Source organism: Streptomyces oryzae (assembly GCF_017676365.1).
Lineage (GTDB): Bacteria > Actinomycetota > Actinomycetes > Streptomycetales > Streptomycetaceae > Streptomyces > Streptomyces oryzae.
The window spans coordinates 15569-39497 of sequence record NZ_JADKMA010000051.1; the positions used below are offsets into that span (position 1 = coordinate 15569).

A 23929-nucleotide genomic window follows, 5' to 3' on the forward strand; every position below is an offset into this window, starting at 1 on the left:
TTGCTGTGGGTTGCGGGCTGCGGGTTGGCTTGTGGTTGCTCGCGCAGTTCCCCGCGCCCCTTACGGGGCGCCGGGTGCGCGAAATCCGGTGGGCGAGCCCTGTCAGTGGCTACTGGTAGAAGTCTCAGCACAACAACACAGCCAGGAGGCCCTGCCATGACCGTGCGCTTCGCCATTTCTTCTTCCGACGGCACCAAGCTCGCCTACGAGCGGTTCGGCGACGGACCGCCCGTCGTGCTGACCGGCGGCGCGCTCACCAACCGCACCGCTGCGGTACCACTGGCCCGTGAGCTGGCGGGCCTGGGCCTGTCCGGGGTGGTCTACGACCGCCGGGGCAGAGGCGACAGCGGCGACACCGAGCCCTACGCGCCCGTGCGGGAGGCCGACGACCTGGCCGCCGTCGCCGAGGCGGTACGGGAGGAAGCCGGGGCGGAGCAGGTGTTCTCCTTCGGGATGTCCTCCGGCGGCCTCGTGGTGCTCGAAGCGGCGGCCCGCGGTGCCGCACTGAGCAGGATCGTCCTCTTCGAACCGCCCTTCACCGGCGCCGCGGGCCAGTTCCAGGACCCGGTCCGGGTGGCCCGGCTGACCGAGCTCATCAGCCAGGGTGAGCGCTCCGAGGCGGTCGCGTACTTCATGGCGGAGATCATCGGGCTGCCCCCGCAGGCTGTCGAAGGCGCCCGCCAGTCCCCGGGCTGGGCGGACATGACGAAGATCGCCCACACCCTCGGCTACGACACCACGCTGCTCGGCGACGCAACGCTGCCGGCCGAGACGCTGGCCGCCGTACGGATCCCGGCCCTCGTGCTGTCCAGTGACGCCAGCACGCCGGTGCTCCAGGAGGCGGCCCGCGCCACGGGGGAGGCGCTGCCGTCCGGTACGCACCGCTCCTTGCCCGGCGTCTTCCACCAGGTGCCGCCCGAGGACCTGGCCCCGGTGGTGCGGGACTTCTTCACCGGCTGAGCCGGCGGCAGCCGCGTCAAGAGTTGTCCATGGCTTCCCCAACTCCGCCATGTCCGGCGGCAGTCGGGGAAGCCAGAGGCTGTCTCGAAGTGCGCGAGCAAGACGGGGGTGGGACATGAACGCGTCCACAGCGGGCCGGACCCGGCGGTGCGCGGCGGCTCACGAGGCGGACCCGACACCGTGCGAGGGCAGGCGCACGGCGGTCACCGTGCTCGACGGCAACGGCACCCAGCACACCGGCTGTATCCACCACACGGCCCGGTTGCTGGCCAGTCTGGACGGGGCGCGGCTGCACCCGTCGGCCGCCGCCCTCCCCTGGGCGTGCGAGGTCTACTGCCGGGCCGCCCAACTCCCGCCCTACGCCTGGCAGGTCGGGCGCTGAACAGCCGGTCGGCAGGACATCGGGCGCAGGGCCGTGTCACCGTCCCAACGCGTCGGTACTCGGCACGGACGGCACCGGAGTGATGAGATGCGTTCGGGTTGGTGGAAAGCCGCCCGGGCGAGCGAGGACTCCGCCCCGACCTGCCATAAGGAGACCGGAATGAGCACCGCTGAGGCCGGCGACGGCGCCGGGAACACCGAGTACGGCCGGAAGGCGTTCAAGAGGTCCAAGAGCCACTTCGCCGACCGGATCACTGCCGACGGCCGGGACGGCTGGCCCGTGGAGGCGGGCCGCTACCGGCTCGTCGTCAGCCGCGCCTGCCCGTGGGCCAGCCGCGCACTGGTCTCCCGGCGGCTCCTCGGACTGGAGAACGCGCTGTCGCTGGCGGTCGCCGACCCGATCCAGGACGACCGCAGCTGGCGCTTCACGCTGGACCCGGGCGGCCGCGACCCGGTGCTCGGCATCCACTTCCTGCACGAGGCGTACGACAAGCGGGAGACGGGCTACCCGGGCGGGGTCAGCGTGCCCGCCGTCGTGGACGTGCCCAGCGGCAAGCTGGTCACCAACGACTTCCAGCAGATCACCCTCGACCTGGCCACCGAGTGGCGTGAGCTGCACCGGCCGGGCGCGCCCGACCTCTATCCCGAGGCCCTGCGCGACGAGATCGACGAAGTGGCCGCCGGCATCTACCGGGACGTCAACAACGGCGTCTACCGGGCCGGTTTCGCCACCACGCAGCAGGACTACGAGAGGGCGTACGCGGATGTCTTCCGCCGCCTGGACCTGGTGTCCGATCGGCTGGGGGAGAGGCGTTACCTGGTCGGCGACACCATCACCGAGGCGGACATCCGGCTGTTCACCACGCTGGTGCGGTTCGACGCCGTCTACCACGGCCACTTCAAGTGCAACCGCAACAAGCTGGAGCAGGACCCGGTGCTGTGGGCGTATGTGCGTGACCTCTACCAGACACCGGGGTTCGGCGACACCGTCGACTTCGACCACATCAAGCGGCACTACTACGTCGTACACACCGGAATCAACCCCAACTCCATCGTGCCGACCGGACCTGAGCTGTCCGGCTGGCTGACCCCGCACCACCGCGAGCAGCTCGGTGGCCGCCCCTTCGGAGACGGCACCCCGCCGGGTCCCGTTCCGGCCGACGAGGAGATCCCGGCGGGGCACCGCCCCTGACGGGGCGGGGTGCCCCGTCAGGGGCGCGGGGAACTGCGCGTGCGACACAGACGGCGGGTTCGTCGCCGTTCTGTCGCACCGCCCGAGCTCTATCGCGCACGCTGCGCGCTCCGGCTCGGTTGGTGCGGAGCGCGGGCGTCTGCGGGGCGTGGAGGGCTGGTCGCGCCGTTCCCCGCGCCCCTGCGGGGCGCGGGCCAGGCGGCGAAGTAGCGCTCGACGGCGGCTTCGTAGGTGGTCATGGCGTACGTCCCCTCGTTCTGCTGGACCCCGTCGGCTACTGCCTGCGGGCCGATGCCATGACAATGCCGCCCGGGCGTGGGCCGGGTCGATTCCTCGCGGAGTAAGGGGCGGACCCGGGCGCGGGCCGGGCGAGTTGACGCCCTCCCGGTGTGCGGGAAGAGTCCAGCGCGTGGAGATCAACGAACTGACGGAGCCGGAGCGACAGGTATGGGAGGCGTTTCCGCGGGGCGGGACGGTCGACCTCACGGCGGCGGACGACCGGACGGTCCGGGCCCGGGTGCTGCGGTCCCTGCTGCTGGCCGCGCCCGAGGAGAACGGGGAGATACCGGCACTGCGGCTGCGGGGCGCCCGGGTCACTGGGGAGCTCAATGTGCACTCCGGCCTGGTGCGCTGCCCGGTGTCGCTGCGGGACTGCGAGTTCGAGAAGACCGTCGTCCTCTACGGCGCCGAGTTCCGGCAGCTCACCCTGAGCGGGTGCCGGATGCCAGGGCTGTGGGCGACCACCCTGCGGGTGGACGGGGTGCTGCGGCTGAACGACTGCCGGATACCGGGCGCGGTTGCGCTGTCCGGGGCGCGCATCGCGGGAGCCCTCTTCCTGAGTCGCACCGAACTGGGCACCCCGGCCGCGGCCGATGACGACGGCGCGGACTCGCCCGAACGTCCCGAATCGCCGCTGAAGCTGGACCACGCCACCGTCGGCGAGGACCTGCGGGCCACCCGGCTGACCGTGTACGGCCGGGCGCGGCTCGAAGGAGTGACCGTGGCGGGCCTGGTCAGGCTCGACGACGCCCGCCTGCTGAACCCCGGCGGCACCGCGCTGCACGCCGAGACCCTCGCCGTCGGCACTGATCTGCACGCCATGCGGCTGCGCGCCGAGGGCCGGGTCAATCTGCGGGGAGTCACCGTTCCCGGTCAGCTCAACCTCGGCTACGCACGGTTGTCGAATCCGGGCGGCGTCGCCCTGCGGGCCAGCAGCAGCACCGTGAGCGAGTTCTGGCTGCGCGAGGTGGCGCCCATAGTGGGGGCCGTCAATCTGCGCCGGGCCCGGGTCGACATGCTGTTCGCCGCGCCGGAAGTGTGGCCTGAGAGCGTGCGCTTCGACAGCCTGTCGTACACCACGCTCGCCCCGGCCCTCCCCGCTTCCGAGCGGCTGGACGTGCTCACCCGCGACGCCGACGGCTACGTACCGTTCGCGTACGAACAGCTGACCGCCGCCTACCGGCACATCGGCGACGACGCCGCCGCACGTACCGTCCAGCTCGCCAAGGAGCGCAGGCACCGCACGACACTGCCCCTCTACGGACGGCTGTGGGGGCACCTGCAGGATGTGACCGTCGGATACGGCTTCCGCCCCATGCGGGCTGCCGGATGGCTGGCCGGGCTGCTCCTGCTGGGGGCGCTCGCCTACGGACTGCATCCGCCGCGCCCGCTCAAGGCGGACGAGGCGCCGGGCTTCAACGCGTTCGCCTACGCCCTCGATCTGCTGCTGCCGATCATCGACTTCGGCCAGGAGAAGGCGTACGCGCCCGAGGGCGGGTATCAGTGGCTGGCGTATCTGCTCATCGTCGCGGGCTGGGTGCTGGCCACCACGTTCGTGACGGGCGTCAACCGCGCGGTGACCCGGAACTGACCGCCGGAGGCCGGGTCACGCCCGCCAGACCGTCGTCGTGTTGCAGAACTCGCGGATGCCGTGCCCGGACAGCTCCCGCCCGTACCCGGAGCGCTTGATGCCGCCGAACGGCAGGGCCGGGTGGGAGGCGGTCATGCCGTTGAAGTAGATGCTGCCGGCCTCCAGGTCCTGCGCGCAGCGGTCCGTCTCGCACTCGTCCTGCGTCCACACGTTCGAACTGAGCCCGAACGGGGTGTCGTTGGCCAGCTCGATCGCCTCGTCCAGATCGGCTGCCCGGTAGAGCGCGGCCACCGGGCCGAACGCCTCCTCGCGGTGGATGCGCATCTGCTCGGTGACGCCGGTCAGTACCGTGGGCTCGTAGTAGAAGCCCCGCTCCAGGCCCTCGGGCCTGCGGCCTCCGCACAGCGCCTGCGCGCCCTGGGTGAGCGCGTCGGTGACCAGTTCCTCCAGGTCGTCCCGGCCCTGCTTGCCTGCGAGCGGGCCGACGTCCGTCTCCGGTTTCATCGGGTCGCCCACGGTCAGCGCCTGCATGCCCGCCGTGAACCGTTCGGCGAACGCGTCGTAGACGTCGGTGTGGACGATGAAGCGCTTCGCGGCGATGCACGACTGGCCGTTGTTCTGCACCCGCGCGGTCACCGCGGTGCGCGCCGCGGCGTCGATGTCGGCCGAGGGCATCACGATGTACGGGTCGCTGCCGCCGAGCTCCAGAACGGTCTTCTTGACCTCGTCGCCCGCCACGGAGGCGACCGAACGGCCCGCACCCTCGCTGCCGGTGAGGGTCGCCGCCACCACCCGCGGGTCGCGCAGCACCGACTCGATGGCGCGGGAGGACACCAGCAGCGTCTGGAAACAGCCCGGCGCGAAGCCCGCCCGGTGGAACAGATCGCCCAGATAGAGCGCGGTCTGCGGCACGTTCGAGGCGTGTTTGAGCAGCCCCACGTTCCCCGCCATCAGCGCGGGCGCCGCGAACCTGATGACCTGCCAGAGCGGGAAGTTCCACGGCATCACGGCCAGCACCGGCCCCAGCGGGCGGTAACGCACCCTGGCCCGTACGGCGCCGGCGTCCTCGACGTCCTCGGCGGCGGGGTACTCGGGTGCCAGCAGGTCCTCGGCGTTCCTGGCGTACCAGCGCATCGCCTTGACGCACTTGGCGGCCTCCGCCTCGGCGGCGGCCAGCGTCTTGCCCATCTCCGTCGTGATGACGCGCGCGACGCCGCTCGCCTCCCGCTCCAGGAGGTCCGCCGCCGCGTTCAGCAGCCGCGACCGCTCCTCGAACGTGGTGGTGCGGTAGGTACGGAACGCGGCGTCGGCGTCCGCGAGGCGCTGTTCGATCTCCTCGTCGGACAGCGGGTCGAACGTCTGCAGGGTCTCGCCGTCAGCGGGGTTCACCGTGGCGATTGGCATGACTGCGGCCTCTCAGCGGTGCGGGCCGGCCTCCGGCCGGCCCTCGGGGGTCTTCAGGATTCCGTCGCGGGTGGCACGTCCTCGGGGTCGTAGTCGTCCACTCCGGCGTCGACCCGCTCCTGTTCCGTGCGCTTGGCCAGCGCCTCGTCGTCGGGCTTCTCCGGCATACCGCCGTGTATCCGGCGCTCCTCGGGCCCACGGATCTGGTCGGGCTCGTTTCCTGCCTGGTCCGGCCGGCGCTTGGGCATCTCGAGCTCCTCACCTCGGGTGCGGCATTAAGCGGGGTATGTCTTCTTTTCCAGGGAACACCCATTCGTGCCCTCACACCAAGCGGAGCGGCTTGTGCCGCGATATGCGGAGCTTGTTCCGGGGAGGGGCTGCCCCTTGTCCGCCGTTGCGGACTGCCCGTTGTTTGTGGCTGGTCGCGCAGTTCCCCGCGCCCTTTCGGGGCGTGTCCGCGTCTCCCGGCTGCGCTTGGTAGCCGGGCGGGGACACAGCGTCGCGCGGACTCGTCGGGCATCCGTGGTGCCCGCGACCTATTAGGGTCGCGGGCATGGCCCCTTCAGACCGGGACGGCATGGCGCCCTGGGCGCTGCGGGACTACGCCTTCCTCGGCGACGGCGAGCGCGGCGCGCTGATCTCGCCGCGCGGCGAGCTGGTGTGGCTGTGCGCGCCCCACTGGGACAGCGACGCGGTCTTCTCGCAGCTCATCGGCGGCCCAGGGCAGTACACCGTGCGGCCTGCCGACAACTGGCAGGTCAGCGGTGGCTTCTACGAGAACGGCACCCTCGTGCGGGTCAGCCGGTGGGTCACCTCGCAGGCGGTCTTCGTCACCCGCGAGGCGCTGGCCCTCCCCACCGACCCCGAACGGCTCGTCCTGCTGCGCCAGGTGAGCGTCGAGTCCGGCCCCTCCTCCGGCGCCGGAGTGCGGCTGGTGCTCGATCCGCGGCCCGGCTTCGGCCAGGCCGAACCCGGCGGCTGGCAGCGGTCCGAGGAGCGGTTCGGGCCCGCCGATACGGCACCCGTGTGGACGACCTCCGGCGGCGGGCTGCGGCTGCGCTGGACCGGCGCACCCGAAGCGCGCCCGGACGCGGACGGCGCCCTGCGCGGCACGTTCACCCTCCGGGAGGGCGAGCGGCGCGACCTCGTACTGGAGATCAGTACCGAACGCGCGGTCGGCGCCGGCAGCCTGGAGCCGCACGGGCTGTGGGAGGAGACGCTGCGCCGCTGGCGGCAAATGGTGCCCGACTGCGACGGCCTGCTCGCCCCACGGGACGCGCGGAAGGCGTACGCCGTACTGCACGGGCTGACCAGCAGCGCGGGAGGGATGGTCGCCGCGGCCACCACCTCGCTGCCCGAGCACGCGGGGGAGGGCCGCAACTACGACTACCGCTACGCGTGGCTGCGCGACCAGTCCTACGCGGGTATCGCCGTTGCCGCGCACGGGCCGCATCCGTTGCTGGACAGCGCCGTCGACTTCGTCACCGCGCGCGTCCTCGCGGACGGCGAGGCGCTGCGCCCCGCCTACACGGTCACCGGGGAAGCCGTACCCGCCGAGCGGAGCCTGGGCCTGAGCGGCTATCCCGGCGGCAGCGACCGGGTGGGCAACCAGGCGGGCAGGCAGTTCCAGCTCGACACCTTCGGCGAGGTCCTTCAGCTGTACGCGGCGGCAGCCCGCCACGGGCACCTGGAGAACCGGGACGTCCGGCGCGCGGCCGAGGTCGCAGTCACGGCGGTCGAGCACAACTGGCAGCGCCCCGAGGCCGGGCTGTGGGAGCTCGAGGAGCGCTGGTGGACGCACTCGCGGCTCAGCGTGGTGACCGGCCTTCGCGCCTTGGCGGCGCAGCTGCCCGAACGCGCGGCCGCCCGCCCTCGCGCGCTGGCCGAGGAGGTGCTGGCCGCGACCCGCGCCCGCTGTCTGCGCCCCGACGGAGTGTGGGGCCGCGCCGCCGACGACCCGAAGGTGGACGCCGCCAGCCTGCTGCCGCTGGCCCGCGGCTGTCTGGCCGAAGACGATCCGAGCGCGGCGCGTACGGTCGCCGCCGTACAGCAGGAGCTCGCCGAGGACGGTTACGTCTACCGTTTCCGGCACGACGGCCGTCCCCTCGCCGCTGCTGAGGGCGCGTTTCTGCTGTGCGGCTTCATGATGGCCCTGGTCACCGACCGCCTCGGCGACCGCCCCGCCGCCTACCGCTGGTTCGAGCGCAACCGCGCCGCGTACGGGCCACCCGCGCTCTACGCCGAGGAGTTCGACGTGGAACAGCGTCAACTGCGCGGCAATCTGCCCCAGGCGTTCGTGCACGCGCTGCTGCTGGAGAGCGCGGTCCGGCTCGCGGAATGAGACGGCGCCCACCCGCGAGAGTGTTTCTCGCCACTCACGAGCCGGACTCGTGGCAGCCGAACGTACTCTCGTGACCAGCCTGTCCCGGCAGGGCGCGGGTGGCCGTGCGAGTGACGAGGATGATGTCCGTGGATGCCAGCAGCCGTATCGAAGCGGTATACGCCGACGTTCTGCGCCGTAACCCCGGAGAGGCCGAGTTCCACCAGGCCGTACGGGAGGTGCTGCACAGTCTGGAGCCGGTGCTGCGCAAGCGCCCCGAGTACGCAGAGCCGAAACTGGTGGAGCGGCTGGTGGAGCCCGAGCGGCAGCTGCTCTTCCGGGTGCCGTGGACCGACGACGCGGGCGAAGTGCACGTCAACCGCGGCTTCCGGGTGGAGTTCAGCAGCGCGCTGGGCCCGTACAAGGGCGGGCTGCGTTTCGTCCCCCAACTGTCGCTGGGCACCGTGAAGTTCCTCGCCTTCGAGCAGATCTTCAAGAACGCGCTGACCGGACTCGGTATCGGCGCCGGCAAGGGCGGCGCCGACTTCGACCCCAAGGGCCGCAGCGACGCCGAGGTCATGCGCTTCTGCCAGTCCTTCATGACGGAACTCCACCGCCATCTCGGCGAGCACACCGACGTACCCGCAGGTGACATCGGCGTCGGCTCCCGCGAGATCGGCTATCTGTTCGGACAGTACAAGCGGCTGACGAACCGTTACGAGGCGGGCGCGCTCACCGGCAAGGGCACCGGCTGGGGCGGCTCACAGGCGCGTACGGAGGCCACCGGCTACGGCACGGTCCACTTCGTCCGCGAAATGCTCGCCACCAGGGGCGAGGACCTCGCCGGACACCGCGTCGTACTGTCCGGATCCGGCAACGTCTCCCTGTTCGCCGTCGAGAAGGCACAGGCACTCGGTGCCCAGGTCGTCGCCTGCTCCGACTCCTCGGGCTACGTCGTGGACGAGGCCGGGCTCGATCTCGACCTGCTCAAGGAGATCAAGCTGGAGCGCCGCGGCCGGCTGGACACCTACCCCGAGGCACGCCCCGGCGCCCGGTTCAGCACCCGCGGCTCGGTCTACGACGTGCAGTGCGACATCGCCCTGCCGTGCGCCACACAGAACGAACTGCATGAGGAGCACGCGGTCAGGCTCGTCAAGAACGGGGTCAAGGTCGTCGCCGAGGGCGCCAACATGCCCTGCACCCCGGAAGCGGTGGATGTGCTGCGTGAGGCAGGCGTCCGTTATGGGCCGGGCAAGGCGGCCAACGCGGGTGGCGTGGCGACCTCCGCGTTGGAGATGCGGCAGAACGCGGCGCGTGAGTCGTGGACGTTCGCCGAGACCGAGTCGCGGCTGGCCGCGGTGATGCGGGATATCCACACCGAGTGTGTTAATGCGGCGGAGGAGTTCGGGAGCCCGGAGGACTATGTCCTGGGTGCCAATGCTGCGGGCTTTGGTCGGGTGGCCGAGGCGATGCGGGCTCAGGGGGTCGTTTAGCGGGAGGGGCTGCCCCTGTCTGTCGTCTTCGGTCTGCAGCTTTCTCCCCCAGCCTCCGGCCGGGAGGTGCCCCCAGGCTTGTCGCGCAGTTCCCCGCGCCCCTTCGGGGCGCGTCTCCGTTGCTGGCGCCTAAGGGATGCGGCGCTCGGCGATGTGGCGGGCCGGGAACGTGGCCGGGTCAGCGTGCAGCAGGTCCAGGGTGCGCTGGGCGAAGGTGACGCCGGACTCGGCAACTTCGTGCAGGGGGATCAGGAAGTCCACCGTCTCAGGGGGTTCGGCACCAGCGGCGATGCGGGCCCGTAGGCCCGCCTCGCTGAGCCACAACAGCTCGGCCGCGACCTCCCGCACCGGGCGGCCCGCGAAATCGGCGGCCAGCCCGCGGCAGGAGATGTCGCGCAGCGCCGCACGGTGCGCGTCCGGAGAGACACCCCGCAGCAGCTCCCAGGCCGCCGCGCGGGACGGCGGGTGGTAGCTGAGCCCGGTCCAGAAGGCGGGCACCGCACCGAGCGCGCCGAAGGGCGGACCGTCCACAGCACGCAGCTCCAGCGTCTCGCGCAGCCGTACGTCGGAGAAGATCTGCGACAGGTGTGCACGCCAGTCGGCGAGCCGGGGCCTGCTCCCGTCCTCGAAGCCCTGCTTCAGCAGCGTGCCGAACGGCACCCGGGGCGCGGCGCAGCGGCCGCCGTCCGGAGCCGCGCGGTGGATCATCGGAAGGTTCAGCGCCCAGTCGATGAACATCTCCACGTCCACGTCCTCGCGCAGCATCATCGGGACGACACTGGTGCGGGCCGGGTCGCAGCGGCTGAGGTAGTCCATCCGGCGGGACAGCTGCCCGCACGGACGCCCGCCCTCCAGGGGCGCGTTGACGAACAGCGCGGCCGCCGGGGTGGAGGCGGCGGCCAGCACCCGCACCTTCTGTGTCAGGTCGGCGGGCGAGGTGAAGTCGAGGGAGACCTGCGTCGAGAGGGCCAGCGACATCACCTGCACCCCGCCGGCGCCCGGTCTGCCCAGTCGCTCGAAGTGGCGCCGCATCAGCGGTGTCCGAGAGTGCGGCACCCACTGCACCTCCTCGGGCGCGGTGAACGGGTACTGCGCTCCCGGGACCAGCGCGAAGCCGAACCGCTGTGCCGTAGCGGCCAGTCCGCGCAGTTCCCGGTCCGTGAGCGCGGCGAGCTCGGCGACTCCGGAGCACGGCGGCGAGGAGTACTCCACCGCGCCGCCGTGCTCCAGTGAGACGGTGCCGCCCTCCGGCAGCTGCACCCCGACCAGCGCCGTGCCGTCGTACTGGGGCACGGCACCCGGCCGCTCGGCGACCAGGTGCTCCAGCAGGGCGCGGACCCCGCGCGGTCCCGCGTAGGGCACAGCGGCGCCGGTCTCGGGATCCAGCGCGGCCGTCTCCACCTCGATACCGACCAGCTCGCTGCCGTCGGCGCCCCCTTCGAGGACGCCGCGCAGCTCGGCCCGGGAGAGCGACGGTGTGACGGGGGCGAGAGCCATGACGCACCTCACAGAGATCGGCCGAGCGGTCAGCGGACGGGAGAAACGGAACCATCCGTCACCTCTTCCGTCGGTCACCCCCCGGCGTACGGCCACCACAGGTAACCCTTTCAGGCGATGTCCGCCCGCGTCTCCCACCCGTACCGGCGCTTTCTCCCGCTCCCGTCCGCTCAGCGCCAGGTGATGCGGTCCGCCTTGGGCGGCGCGATCGGCTTGTCGGGGGAGGAGTGGCCCTTCAGATAGCCGGTGAAGGCGTCCAGGTCACGGGTGACGGACTTGCGGTCGGTGCCCTCCTTCAGCACGCTGAAGCCGTTGCCGCCCTGGGAGAGGAAGTCGTTGACCGTCACCTTGTAGGTGCGCGACTCGTCCACCGGCTCGCCGTTCACCCGCACGGTGTCCGCCAGCAGCCGGTCTGCGCCGGTGCGCGACATGTCGACGTCGAACCGCAGCTCGTCGGAGATCTGCAGCACCTGCGGATAGCCTTCGTTCGCCCCGGAGAACTGCTGTCGCAACACGGCGAGCAGCTGTTTTCCGGAGAGCGTCATCGTCACCAGGGGGTTGTCGAACGGCTGCACCTGGAAGGCTTCGCCGTACGTCACCACCCCGTCACCCTCCTTGCCGGAAGCGCGGTAGGTCAGGTCGGAGCGCACCCCGCCCCAGTTGAGCAGCGCCAGTTCGGCGCCCGCCTCGCGGGTGGCCGCCACTTGGGCGTCGGTGATCAGATCGCCGAGCGGGGTCTCCGGATCGGGCGCGCCCCGGCCGGGGATGTCGTCGGAGATGTGGCCGACCGGCTCGTTCGCCATCTGTGCCGAGCGGGCCCGCCACTTCTCGATGACGCGGTCCACCTTCGGCTGCTTGGGGGTGTCGGTGGTGACGATATGGCCGTCGGCGCGGGCCGAGGAGCGCACCAGATCGCCGGTCCTGCGGTCGATGTCGAAGCGCAGGTCCGTGAAGGTCCGGCCGAACGACGCGGACTGCGTGACCAGCCGCGGCTGCCCCGCGGGGTCCTTGACGGTGCACATATAGGGCTCGTGCGAATGGCCCGTCACAAACAGGTCCACCTTCGGGGACGCCTTTTCGGCGATCCCCTGGATCGGCCCGTCGAGCCGGTCGCCGGCACCGTCCTTGCCGCAGGTGGCGTCGTAGGTCTTCCCCGGCGGCCGCGCGCCCTCGTGCACGAGGGCCACCACCGCCTTGACGCCCTTGCGGTCCAGCTCGTCCGCGTACCGGTCGATGGTCTCGACCTCGTCCTCGAAGACCAGGTCGTTGGTCATCGAGGCGCTCACGACCGACGGGGTGTCCTTGGTGGTCAGCCCGATGAAACCGATGCGCTCACCGCCGGGCAGCTTCTTGATCCAGTACGGCGGCAGGATCGGCTTCCGCGCAGCCGCCGCCTTCCGAGTCTTCCCGGCCTTTCCATCCTTCCTGCCCTTTCCAGCCTTCCCACCCTTCTCCGCCGTACGGGGCAGCACGTTCGCCGCGAGGTAGGGGAAGTCGGTGCCGTCGTAGGGCCGGTCGGGGTCGGCGCAGCCGTCCTTCGGGTGGCAGCCGCCGGTCGCCATCCGGTGCAGCTCGGCCGGGCCCTCGTCGAACTCGTGGTTGCCGACAGCCGTGACGTCCAGGCCCAGCGTCTCCAGCGCGTCGACGGTCGGCTCGTCGTGGAACGCCGCCGACAGCAGCGGGCTGCCGCCGATCATGTCGCCCGCTGCGACGGTCAGCGATTCCGCGCCCTTCGCCTTCTCCCTGGCCCGGTCCAGCAGGGTGGCGAGCCGGGAGACCCCGCCGGCCTGTACCTGTTCCAGCTCACCGCCAGAACCCTTCCGGTGCACGGCCCCGGCCGGGCCCGGCACGGCATCCAGGTTGCCGTGCAGATCGTTGACGGCGAGCAGTTGGACGGGCGTCGTCCCGCTGTCTCCTGACCCGGACGAGCCGTCGGCGGCGGCCGACAGCGCGGGTACCAGCAGAAGAACGGTGCTCGCCCCGGCCAGGGCGAGACGGCGGCGAGCGCTGCGGAGTGCTCTTTGCACGGGGTGCCTTTCACATGTGCGGATCTGACCCGGTGGCGGGAAGTCCCACCACCGGGTCAGATCAAAGCGCCCTGGGCTGCGCTCAGTCCCTAGCATCGCCCATGCACCACCCGTAGGAGTGGCCGTACCCGGCATGCGTCCCTGGCAGTCAACGCGCAGGGGGGCACCCCCTCCCCGGAGAAGCTACGCCGGGTAGGCCATGTACAGCAGGGCCGCCAGGACCCCGCCCAGGAGGGGCCCCACGACCGGGACCCAGGAGTAGGCCCAGTCCGCCTTGCCCTTGCCCTTGATCGGCAGGACGAACGCGTAAGCGATCCGCGGCCCGAGGTCACGCGCCGGGTTGATGGCGTAGCCCGTCGGCCCGCCCAGCGAAGTGCCGATCACCAGCACCACGAAGGCGACACCCGCGTAGCCCAGCGCGGCGTTGCCGAAGTCGGGGATGCCGCCCTCACCGTGGCCCGGCTTGAACGTGGGCGAGAAGAGGACGAACGCCACCAGCACGAAGGTGCCCAGCACCTCGGTGACCGTGTTCCAGAGGCTGTTGCGGATCGTCGGCGCCGTCGAGAATATGCCCAGCGTTCCGGCCGGGTCGTCATGGTCGTCGAACTGCAGCTTGTACGTGGCCCAGCACAGCACCGCGCCGAGGATGCCGCCGAGCATCTGCGCGAGTATGTATATGGGCACGTCCGACCACGCGGTCTTGTCGGCGACGGCGAGGGCGAGCGTGATGGCCGGGTTGAGGTGCGCCCCGCTGGGCGCCGCCACGCTCGCGCCCGTGAAGACCGCGAAACCCCACCCGATGTTGACGAACAGCACACCCCCGCCATTGCCGTTCGTTTTGCGCAGCACGTTGTTGGCGACAACGCCGGTACCCAGCATGATCAGCACCGCGGTACCGAGTAGTTCCCACAAGAAGATCGAGCCAGCGCTCATCCGCTACCTCCACAACGTCGCGGCTCAACACGCCGTGCACTCGACGGCGATGGGCGCGCACCCTACTTGCTGGACAGCGGCCTGCTCCAGCCTGCCGACCAACAATTCCCGGCCGCTCTCCGCCCGCCTCCAAGTGGCCTGTCCGCACTGCCCTTGTGCCGCTCCGGGCCGCGGACATCTCCGGCGGGCGGTCGGGCCCCGCACCGTTCGCGATTGCCGAACTGTACGCATTGACGGGCGAGTTGTGATCGTCGGAGGATGCACGAACACCGGCAAGGGGGCTGCACTGTGCACAGTTCGAACCCGAAGGCACCTGCGGAAGCGACCAGGGACGCTCAGGAAGGCCGGGCCCTGGAGGACGCCATAGCCGTGGTCGGGATGGCGCTGCGGGTTCCCGGCAGCGCCGGCCCGGAGGCGTTCTGGGCCAACCTGGCCGACGGCGTCGAGTCGGTCACCCGGTTCGGCGCCGAGGAGCTGCGCGAGGCCGGCATCCCCGATTCCGTTCTGGCCGACCCGCTCTACATAAGGGCGAAACCGGTCCTGGAGGACATGGCCGGATTCGACGCCCCGTTCTTCGGGCTCACGCCCCGGGAGGCGCAGGTCCGCGACCCCCAGCACCGGCTCTTCCTGGAGTCCGCGTACACCGCGCTCGAACACGCGGGTTACGACCCGTTCCGTATGCCCGGCACGGTCGGCGTCTGGGCGGGCAGCGCCCCGAACTTCTACCGGGAGTGGAACCTCTACTCGCACCCCGGATCCACCGCCTTCCTCGGCGAGGTCGGCGTGATGGTCGCCAACGCCACCGACTATCTGACCACTGCCGTCTCGCATCAGCTCGGCCTGACCGGGCCGAGCGTCAACGTGGTGACGGCCTGCTCCACCTCGCTCGTCGCCGTCCACATGGCGTGCCAGGCGCTGCGGGCCGGCGAGTGCGATGCCGCCGTGGCTGGCGGCGTGCAGGTCGAACTGCCGGGCACGTCGGGCTACTACGCGCCGGAGGGCGGCATGTTCTCCCCCACAGGGCGGGTGCGGCCGTTCGACGCGGAGGCCGACGGCACCATCTTCGGCAGCGGTGTCGGCACCGTCGTACTGAAGCGGTACGGCGACGCGCTGGCCGCCGGCGACCACATACACGCCGTTGTCCGCGCCTCCGCCGTCAACAACGACGGAGCGCTCAAGGCCGGGTTCACCGCGCCCAGCGTCGAGGGCCAGGCCCTCCTCATCCGGCGCGCGATGCGCACCTTCGGCCTCGACCCCGCGGACATCGGCTACGTCGAGGCCCACGGCACCGGCACCCGCGTCGGCGACCCCATCGAGGTGAACGCGCTCACCCGCGCCTACCGCGACCTCGGCATGACCGGTGTCCGCAGCTGCCCCATCGGCTCGGTCAAGGGAAACATCGGCCACATGGGTCCGGCCGCCGGCATCGTCGGGCTGATCAAGACGGTCCTCGCCCTCCAGCAGGGCCGTATCCCGCCGAGCATCAACTACTCCCGGCCCAACCCGGCCATCGACTTCGACTCCGGGCCGTTCTACGTCAACACCGAGCTGTCCGACTGGCCCGAGCACCACGCCAGGCGGCTCGCCGCTGTCAGCTCCTTCGGTGTCGGCGGCACCAACGCGCATGTGGTGGTGGAGCAGTCACCCGCCGGCACCGGGCCGGACCGGCCCGCCGAGCAGGACGGACGGCGCCCGGTGGTGCTCACGGTCTCGGCCCGTACGCCCGAGGCGCTCGCCGCCGCCACCGAGCGGCTCGCCGCCCATCTGGAGGCGCACCCGGAACAGGACGCGGCGGACGTGGCGGCGACGCTCAGTCTCGGCCGCCCCCACCTCGGGCACCGAGTGGCCGTCGTACCGGGTGCGGAGGGCGCCCCGGCCGCACTGCGCGCCGCACGGCCCACGACTCCGGCAGCCACCGCCGCGGGCACCCCCTCCCGCGCGCAGGCCGGGGGAGCACCCTCGGCGTCCGGACCGGCCGACGGTGCCCCGGTGGCGTTTCTCTTCCCCGGACAGGGCTCACAGCACCTCGGCATGGGACAGCGCCTCTACGCGCAGGAACCGGTCTTCCGCGCGGCCGTCGACGAGTGCGCCGAGCTGGCGTCCCCGCTGCTGGGCGCCGATCTGCGCGAGGTGATGTTCGCGGCGGACGAGCCGGGCGCCGCCGAGCGGCTGACACGGACCGGCATGGCTCAGCCGGCGCTGTTCACCGTCGAGTACGCCATGGCACGGCAGCTGATGGCGTGGGGGCTGAGCCCGGCCGCCATGGTCGGGCACAGCGTCGGCGAGTACGTCGCGGCCTGCCTGGCGGGCGTCTTCTCCCTGGCCGACGCCGTGCGACTGGTGGTCAGGCGCGGCGCGCTGGTCCAGGAGCTGCCCGGCGGCAGCATGCTGGCCGTGCCCGTACCCGCCGAGGAGATCGAAGAGCCGGCGGGCTGCGACATCGCCGCCTACAACGGCCCCCGCCTCACCGTGCTGTCCGGACCGCACGACGCGGTCGAAGCGGCCCGCACAGCGCTGGCCGGGCGGGGCGTGACCGGGCAGCTCCTGCACACCTCGCACGCCTTCCACTCCGCGATGATGGACCCGGCGCTCGAGCCGTTCGCCGCCGAGCTGGCCAAGGCCGAACTGCGTGCTCCCCGGCTGCCGTTCGTCTCCAACGTCACCGGCGAGTGGATCACCGACGAGGAGGCCGTCGACCCCGGCTACTGGACCCGGCACCTGCGCGCCCCCGTACGGTTCGCGCCCAGCGTCGGCCGGCTGCTGGAGGAGAGCGGACTGCTCTTCGTGGAGGCGGGCCCCGGCCAGGTGCTCACCGGGCTGACCCGCGCCCAGGCGGCCGCGGCGGGCGCACGTGACCGTACTGTGGTGCCGACCATGCCCACCCCGCGCGGCGGCGACGACGGCCCGGACTGCCTGGCCCGCGCCGTGGCCCGGCTGTGGACGGCGGGCGCCCGGATCGACTGGAGCTCCTACTGGGGCGCGGACCGGCGCCGGGTGCCGCTGCCCACCTACCCCTTCCAGCGCTCGGTCCACTGGCTCAGCCCCGCGGACCCGGCGGCGCGCGCCGACGCCCCGCCGGTGTACGACGCCGGCGCCCTCGCGGCACGTGAGGAGCAGCGGCAGGAGGCGCCGCGGCAGGAGGAGGGCCGACGGCCCATCGAACGGGCGCTGTTCCGCCCCGAATGGCGCGAGGACCCGGCCCCGCCTCCCGGCACCGGCTCCATGGCCGGCACCTGGCTGGTCTTCCGCAGGGGCGACGGCCTGGACTCCACCGTCAACAGGCTGCGCGGCTCCGGCGCGCAGGTCGTGACCGCCGAACCGGGCGAGCGGTTCGAACGGCTGACGGGCAGTCGCTATCTGCTGCGTCCCGGCGCCCGGGACGACTACGACGCGCTGGCCGCCTCGCTGGCCGCCGACGGGCTGCTGCCCGAACGGGTCCTGCACGGCTGGCTGTTCGGCCCGCCGACGGGTCGGGAGCTGGAGGCGCCGCCAGGCGAAACGTATCGCCCCGATGCGGCCGACACCTTGCTTGCCACCGGCACGTGGCTCGACCTCGGCTTCTTCAGCGTGCTCCACCTGGCCCAGGCGTTCGCCGACCGCGGCGCGGTGTCCGGTTCCGGAATGCGCTGGGACGTGGTCGGCTCGCGGCTGCGCGCCGTCTCCGGCGCCGAGCCGGTCGAGCCGGCCCGCGCCGCGGTGACCGGGGTGTGCGACGTACTGGCCAAGGAACTGCCCGAGATCGCCGTCCGCTGCCTGGACGTCGCCGAACAGCGCTTCACCCAGGGGCTGTGGGAGGAGCTGGCCAGGGCCGGACAGCCGGCACCGCCGTTCGCCGCCTGCGGTGACCGCTGGGTCGCGATGCGCGGCCGGCGGCGCTGGCTGCTCCGCTACGTACAGGTGCCCGAACCGCGGGCCAAGGACGCCGCAGGACCGCTGCGCGAACGCGGCACGTATCTGATCACCGGCGGACTCGGCGGCATCGGACTGGCCGTCGCCGAGGGCCTGGCCAAGGCCGTACGGGCGCGCCTCGTGCTGACGGCCCGCAGCCCGTTCCCCGACCGGGAGGACTGGGACCGGCTGCTCGCCGGGGACGGGCCGGGACGGGAGCCGGAGCAGGGCCCGGTACGGGAGACGGTGCGGCGGCTGCGCCGTATCGAGGAGTACGGCGCCGAAGTGCTGGTGTGCCGCGCCGATGTGGCGGACGAGGCGGCGATGCGGGCCGTGGTCGAGCGTGTGGAGCGGGAGTTCGGCGCGTTCGACGGCGTCTTCCACACCGCGGGCGTCCCCGGCGGGGGACTGCTGGCGCTCAAGACCCGGGCCGAGGCGGAGCGGGTGATGGCGGCGAAGGTCACCGGCACGCTGGTGCTGGACCGGCTGCTGGGGGAGCGGGTGGAGCTGATGGTGCTCTTCTCCTCGATCACCTCGGTGGCCGGCAACCTCGGCCAGACCGACTACGCGGCGGCCAACGCCTTCCTGGACGCCTACGCGCACGCCCGCGCGGCCGAAGGGCCCGGCTTCACCGTCTCGGTCAACTGGGATGCCTGGGCGGAGGTCGGCATGGCGGCGCGAGCCGACACCCTCGCCCCGGCCGCCTTCCGCGCACTCCAGACCGGCAGCACCGGCGCGGACATCGGCTCCCTCGCCATGAGCAACGGGCACAGTGCCGGGGAGGCGCACGCCCTTGAGCCGCACGCCCCGGAGGAGCACGGCGCCGAGGAGCACGGCGCGGCGGCCGAGCGCGGCCCGGGGAGCGGTGCCGGGTCCGGCGGAGGGCACCCGCTGCTCGGCGGGCGCAGTGACGGGCCCGACGGGAGTGTCACGTACCGCTCGGTGCTGGACGGTGAGACGCACTGGGTCTCGCGCGAGCACCGTCTGGCGGGTACGCCTGTTTGGCCCGCGACGGCCTACCTGGAGATGGCCCGCGCGGCAGGAGCCGAGGTGCTGGGCGCTGGGAATTCGGGGACGGCGGGTTCCGGGGTGGTTGGTTCCGGTGCGGCGGATTCCGGAGCGGGAGCTTCCGGGGCCGGGGCTTCCGCGGCGGAGAATTCCGCGGCCGGGGCCATGGGCACGTCGCTGGTGCTGACGGACGTCACCTTCCTCTCCCTCCTCACCCTCACCGGCCGCACCACCCTGCGGACGGCCCTCGTCCCGGAGCGCGGCGGCTACCGCTTCACCGTCGACAGCTGCCCCGACGGCGAGCAGGAGTGGACGGAGCACGTCACCGGGCAGATACGGACGGCGCCGACGGCCGAGGCGCACGCGAACGACCTCAGCGTCCTCCGGGAGTGGCTGCCCGTCGTCAAGCCGGACACTGCCTCCTTCGAGCCGCAGCCCGGCCTCGTCGAGTTCGGCCCGCACTGGTCGAACATCGCGGAGCTGCGGCGCGACGACTCCTCGACGCTGGCCCGGATCGAGATGCCGGCGCCGTACGTCGCCGAGCTCGACGACTACCCGCTGCACCCCTCGCTGCTCGACTCGGCGACCGCCAACTCCCTCTACCTGCCGGAGCTCGGCCCCACAGGGGAGAGCTATCTGCCGTTCTCCATCGGCAGGCTCACGGTGCGCGGACCGCTGCCGCCGACGGTCCATGCGTACGTGCGGCGGCGCGGCACCCTCCGGAACGCGTCCCGGAACGCCCAGCAGAAGGTGGCCACCTTCGACCTCACCCTCACCGACGACCATGGACACGAGATCGTGGACGTGACCGGCTACACGGTGCGGGTGCTGCACCCCGAGGAGTTCCGGCGCGGCATCACCGCCGGGGCACAGCCCGCGCCGCAGGGGCTCGGCGGCGAGTTCGCCATCCGTCCGGAGGAGGGCGTACGGGCGCTGTGGCACATCCTCGGCGACCGCGTCGGTCCGCAGGTGGCCGTCGTCCCCGAGGGCATCGACGAGCGGCTGCGGGCCGTCGAAGGGCTCACCCGGAATGTCATCGCCGGCGCGGGAGAGTCCGCCCCGTCCGCGCCCGCGACGGCCTCCGGAGGGCCTCCGGCAACGCCGGAGTCCGGGCCCGCGCCGGACCCTGAGCCCGCGCCGGACTCCGGCCCGCAACCGACCCATACCCACCGGCGGTTGGCGCGGTTGTGGTCCGAGGCGCTGGGCATCGAGGACATCGGGCTGGACGACGACTTCTTCGCGCTGGGCGGCAACTCGCTCGTCGGTATCCAGCTGGCGGCCCGCGTGCGCCGGGAGTTCGACACCGACCTGCCGATCGCGACACTCATCGAGAACCCCACCGTCCGAGCCATCGCAGGGATCATCACCGCATGAGCAGCACCATCCAGGCCCAGCGCCGCAGCCCCTGGTTCCCCTACACCCCCTCCGGCACGGCGGCGCGGGCGCGGCTGCGGCTGCTGTGCTTCCCGTGCTCCGGGCAGGGCGCCTCCGCCTACCGCGCCTGGCAGCGGGTGCTCGCGCCCGACATCGACGTGGTGCCGGTCCAGCTGCCCGGCCGGGAGGGCAGGGCGGCCGAGCCTCCGTACAGCTCCATGGACAGCCTGATGGAAGAGCTGCTCCCGGAGCTGCGGGAGCAGGTGCGCGACACCGACGGCTACGCCCTCTTCGGCCACAGCCTCGGCGCGCTGGTCGCGTTCGAGGCGGCGCGCAGGCTGGAGGCCACCGGTCCGGCACCGCGGAACGTGTTGGTCGCAGCGCAGCGCCCGCCACATCTGCCGCTGGGCCGGGAACCGTTGCACGTACTGCCGCGCGCAGACCTCCTGGACACGCTGAGCACCTACGGACAGATGCCGGTGGAGCTGTTCGACGACCCGGCCGCCGTCGAGCAGACGGCGAAGCTGCTACGCGCCGACCTCTCCGTTCTGGAGACCTACCGCCCCGCGCCCGGCCCCGGGGGCGGGCCGGATGAGCCACCGGCCCGGCCGCTGCTGAGCTGCCCGGTGACAGCGCTGCCCGGACTCGCCGACATCACCTTTCCGCCCGGCTCCATGCGCGCGTGGGGCGAGCTGACCAGCGGGCCGTTCACCTTCCGGCCCGTGCCCGGCGGCCACTTCTTCGTCGGTGAACGCACCGAAGAGCTGGCCGGACTGATCCGTGCGGCCCTGGGCTAGCTGCTGCTCGCCACCCACAGGTCCACCACGTACGTCTCCACCACCCGCTCGTCGGGGAAGAGCAGGCGCAGCCGCTCGCGTTCGGCGTCGAGGAACGCCTCGGTCGCCGCGTCGTCCATGACGAGGAAGCCGGAATGGCTGGCCAGGTTGCCCAGGTGGGTGTCGAGCGGGACTGTACGGCTCCAGCGCAGATGGCGGCGGCCGATGCGCAGCCCTTCGAGCCCGGCCTTCCGTACCGCGTCCGGGTCGCCGAGGGGGCTCAGGGTGGGTGAGGTGGCGCCGGTGTGGCGGGTGATCCGCTCCGTCTGTTCGGCGATCCACGGGACGTCGTGCGCGGTGGTGTTCCACCAGATGACGAGGGAGCCACCCGGGCGCAGCACGCGCAGCGCCTCGGGCACCGAGCGCTGCGGATCGGTCCAGTGCCAGGACTGGGCGTACGTGAGCAGGTCGCGGCACCCGTCCGCGAGCGGCAGCGCGTTGGCGTCCCCCCGCACCAACGGCACGTCGGGGAGGGTCTTGCGGAACCACGCGGCCATGCCCTCGCCCGGCTCCACGGCGATCACGTCGGCGCCGCGCGCCACCAGTTGTTCGGTCGAGATGCCGGTGCCGGCGCCCACGTCGGCGACGCGGGCCCCTGCGAGTGGTATACGGGTCAACTCTTCGACGGCGTCGAAGAGTTCGGAAGGGTAGGACGGCCGGTAGGCGGCGTAGCGGTCGGCTGCCGCGTTGAACGACATGGCACGGGATCGAGAAGTCACCGCCACATACTGCCCGACCCCGTGCGGGGCTATTACCGCGTGCCGGACCGCCCCGAGGCGGCTACCGGCTGACGCCGTGGCTTGTCCTGGGGGTCTTGTGCCGGGGGAGGGGGTGGTGCTTTCCGGAGTATGCGGTCTGCGGGTGCGTTGTGGTTGTCCGCGCCCCTTCGGGGTGCGTCCGTGCCGGGTACGGGCGTCTCACTCGTCCCCGCGCGCCGGGGTTCCGCGTAGGAGGCGGGCTTCGTGGGTGGGGAGGGTGCGGAGTGCCTCGGTGCGGGGGAGCCAGTGGGCCGGGGTGGTGTGTCGGGGTGCTGTGACGCGGGCGGCGAAGAGGTGGGTGATCAGGGTGCGACCGCCGGACGGGCACTTGCTGCTGTCGACGGCCAGCAGCCGGCCCGTCGCCCCCTGTGCGGCGTGCCCCAGCTGAGTGCGCAGAGCGCGGGCTGCGGCTTCGGCGGGGGTTTCGGTGGGGGACACCAGGGTGCCCGGCAGCCGAAAGGGTGAGCCGCCGCCCCATCCGGCGCCCTCCCGCTCGCCGCCGCCCTCGCCGTCCTCCCGTACGTCCCGCACCAGAACCCGGCCCGCCGGGTCCGTGGCCAGGGCGGCGGCGGCCACCGCGGGTGCGGGCAGCAGGGCGCGGCGGTCCCGTTCGTCCAGGGGAGCGGGGTGGCCGTCCAGCAGGTGCGCCGTATGGGAGCCGCGCTCGGCGGCGAGGGCGGCGGCCGTGCGGCGGCGCAGTCGCTCGGGGAGCCGGGCCAGCGCCTCGTCCTGGGGCACGAACTCGGCGGCCCGCAGTTCGTCCTGCTGGAGCCGCAGCTCCTTGGCCGTCACCGGGTGCGGCAGATGAACGGCGTAGACGCAAGCGGTCAGCGCCCTGCCGAACACGGTGGCCGGCACATTGTCGACGGCCAGCAGCCGGCCGACCCGGAGCGCTGCGGGCCGCAGCTCCTCGCGGAGCTCCCGTACCAGTCCGTCGACCAGGCCCTCGTCGTCCACCATGCCGCCGGGCAGGTCCCACCCGGCCTTGTAGACCGGGTCGACCACCAGCAGGCGGCCCCGCTCGTCGCGGATCACCGCATCCACGGCCGCGGCGGGTGCCGGGTGCGCGGCGAGGTAGGCGGCCAGCTCGTCCTGGGGGCTCGGCAGTGCGACCGCGCCGGGAGTGGGTGTGGACGCGGTTGCGGTGGTGCTGGCAGGCGTGCGGGGTGTCGACGTCATGCGGCCCTCCTCGTGTCCGGTGCGGAGGCCGGCGGGTACGGTGCGCGTGCCTCCTGTGAAGTCAACTGACGCGCCGTGGAATTGGGTACGCCGCTCGTTCGGCTCAGCGGTGGCGCCGCCAACCGTGTTCCCCGGGCTGCTGACCGGACAAAACGTGCATAGCCTCGGCATTTGGCAAGGACAGCTGACAGACGGTGGAACGCGGCGGCGCAGTGCGACGAAGCGCGTCGATGGAAGAGGTGCCCCCGAGGTGCCCCGAAGGCGTCCCGCCGGAACGTACGACGAGGGGAACGCGACGGTGGGCGAACAACTGAGCGAGCAGATGGGCGGGGACCTGGGCGGCAGCGCAGCCCCGAGCACAGCCCCGGGCACGGCAGCCCGCCCGCACGTCTATGTACGGCCGGGCCGGGGCGCCCCGCGTGACACCGGTACGCACCCCGCGGATCCTGCGGACCCTGCGGACCCCGTGCACCCCGTGGTGCAGATCTTTCACGACGCCGCGCGGGCCGTGCCCGGCTACCCGCTCGACCCGCTGGTGACCGACGAGTTCTGTGTGCTGATCGGCCCCGGCAACGCCTCGACCATGATCGCCGTCTACTTCGACGACGTGGCCACGCTCTGGGTGGACCAGTACATCTGGAGCGAGTACGAGTGGTCCGACCGGGACACCGGCGAGCTGGGATTCCTGGCCGAGGCCGTGGCGGCGGTGCAGCGCGGGGACGGCGCCTGGCACTTCCGGGAGGACGACGGGCGCCTCGTCCACCTCGGCGGCAGACTCGGCAGCCATGTGGTGGGCCCCGGCGCCGTCC

At 72.4% G+C, this 23929-nt stretch carries 17 protein-coding genes; 9 read left to right on the forward strand and 8 right to left on the reverse strand.

What is annotated here, in order from left to right; all coding sequences use genetic code 11:
• Positions 1-156 precede the first annotated feature (156 nt).
• The 3 genes from ITI46_RS12495 (at position 157) to ITI46_RS12505 (ending at position 2533) form a co-directional block, all read left to right on the forward strand.
• Positions 157-960, forward strand: coding sequence for an alpha/beta fold hydrolase (locus ITI46_RS12495; protein ID WP_209239572.1), 804 nt, complete (start codon positions 157-159; stop codon positions 958-960).
• A 115-nt stretch (positions 961-1075) separates the two neighbouring features.
• Entirely contained in the window at positions 1076-1342 is a 267-nt protein-coding gene (locus ITI46_RS12500) for a hypothetical protein (RefSeq protein WP_209239573.1), read from the forward strand.
• Between the two features lie 159 nt (positions 1343-1501).
• Positions 1502-2533, forward strand: coding sequence for a glutathione S-transferase family protein (locus ITI46_RS12505; protein ID WP_209239574.1), 1032 nt, complete (start codon positions 1502-1504; stop codon positions 2531-2533).
• Between the two features lie 89 nt (positions 2534-2622).
• On the opposite strand, the gene ITI46_RS12510 is transcribed toward ITI46_RS12505, so the two are convergent.
• The gene (locus ITI46_RS12510; RefSeq protein WP_209239575.1) at positions 2623-2772 is read right to left on the reverse strand and encodes a hypothetical protein; all 150 of its coding nucleotides are present in this window, start codon (positions 2770-2772) and stop codon (positions 2623-2625) included.
• Positions 2773-2942: 170 nt separating this feature from the next.
• Here ITI46_RS12510 and ITI46_RS12515 point away from each other — a divergent pair, with 170 nt between their 5' ends.
• Complete coding sequence (locus ITI46_RS12515; protein ID WP_209239576.1) at positions 2943-4403, forward strand: membrane-associated oxidoreductase; 1461 nt, start codon at positions 2943-2945, stop codon at positions 4401-4403.
• Positions 4404-4418: 15 nt separating this feature from the next.
• On the opposite strand, the gene ITI46_RS12520 is transcribed toward ITI46_RS12515, so the two are convergent.
• Complete coding sequence (locus ITI46_RS12520; protein WP_209239577.1) at positions 4419-5807, reverse strand: NADP-dependent succinic semialdehyde dehydrogenase; 1389 nt, start codon at positions 5805-5807, stop codon at positions 4419-4421.
• Between the two features lie 53 nt (positions 5808-5860).
• Entirely contained in the window at positions 5861-6055 is a 195-nt protein-coding gene (locus ITI46_RS12525) for a hypothetical protein (protein ID WP_209239578.1), read from the reverse strand.
• A gap of 305 nt (positions 6056-6360) precedes the next feature.
• Here ITI46_RS12525 and ITI46_RS12530 point away from each other — a divergent pair, with 305 nt between their 5' ends.
• Complete coding sequence (locus ITI46_RS12530; protein WP_209239579.1) at positions 6361-8148, forward strand: glycoside hydrolase family 15 protein; 1788 nt, start codon at positions 6361-6363, stop codon at positions 8146-8148.
• Positions 8149-8267: 119 nt separating this feature from the next.
• Complete coding sequence (gdhA, locus tag ITI46_RS12535) at positions 8268-9620, forward strand: NADP-specific glutamate dehydrogenase (RefSeq protein ID WP_209239589.1); 1353 nt, start codon at positions 8268-8270, stop codon at positions 9618-9620.
• A gap of 129 nt (positions 9621-9749) precedes the next feature.
• On the opposite strand, the gene ITI46_RS12540 is transcribed toward gdhA, so the two are convergent.
• The 3 genes from ITI46_RS12540 to ITI46_RS12550 all read right to left on the reverse strand — a co-directional run bounded on the left by ITI46_RS12540 (position 9750) and on the right by ITI46_RS12550 (position 14077).
• Positions 9750-11117 (reverse strand): glutamate-cysteine ligase family protein, encoded by a 1368-nt coding sequence (locus ITI46_RS12540; RefSeq protein ID WP_209239580.1) that lies wholly within the window; start codon positions 11115-11117, stop codon positions 9750-9752.
• A gap of 170 nt (positions 11118-11287) precedes the next feature.
• On the reverse strand, positions 11288-13144 hold the full coding sequence (locus tag ITI46_RS12545; RefSeq protein WP_307808150.1) for a bifunctional metallophosphatase/5'-nucleotidase: 1857 nt from the start codon (positions 13142-13144) through the stop codon (positions 11288-11290).
• A 183-nt stretch (positions 13145-13327) separates the two neighbouring features.
• Positions 13328-14077: an MIP/aquaporin family protein gene (locus ITI46_RS12550; RefSeq protein ID WP_209239582.1), complete on the reverse strand. Its 750-nt coding sequence runs from the start codon at positions 14075-14077 to the stop codon at positions 13328-13330.
• Positions 14078-14365: 288 nt separating this feature from the next.
• On the opposite strand from ITI46_RS12550, the gene ITI46_RS12555 reads away from it, so the two are divergent.
• Positions 14366-20347, forward strand: a complete 5982-nt coding sequence (locus ITI46_RS12555) for a type I polyketide synthase (protein ID WP_209239583.1) — start codon at positions 14366-14368, stop codon at positions 20345-20347.
• Positions 20344-21144, forward strand: coding sequence for a thioesterase II family protein (locus tag ITI46_RS12560; protein ID WP_209239584.1), 801 nt, complete (start codon positions 20344-20346; stop codon positions 21142-21144). Before ITI46_RS12555 ends, ITI46_RS12560 begins: the two co-directional genes overlap by 4 nt.
• Here the strand turns inward: ITI46_RS12560 and ITI46_RS12565 are convergent.
• Together ITI46_RS12565 and ITI46_RS12570 are read right to left on the reverse strand one after the other, a co-directional pair.
• A complete protein-coding gene (locus ITI46_RS12565; RefSeq protein WP_209239585.1) occupies positions 21141-21902 on the reverse strand; it encodes a class I SAM-dependent methyltransferase in 762 nt (253 codons plus the stop codon). The genes ITI46_RS12560 and ITI46_RS12565 overlap by 4 nt on opposite strands.
• A 198-nt stretch (positions 21903-22100) precedes the next feature.
• Complete coding sequence (locus tag ITI46_RS12570) at positions 22101-23120, reverse strand: NUDIX domain-containing protein (RefSeq protein ID WP_209239586.1); 1020 nt, start codon at positions 23118-23120, stop codon at positions 22101-22103.
• A gap of 250 nt (positions 23121-23370) precedes the next feature.
• Between ITI46_RS12570 and ITI46_RS12575 the strand changes: the two genes are divergently transcribed.
• On the forward strand, positions 23371-23929 hold a 559-nt coding region (locus ITI46_RS12575), incomplete at its 3' end, for a hypothetical protein (protein ID WP_307808151.1).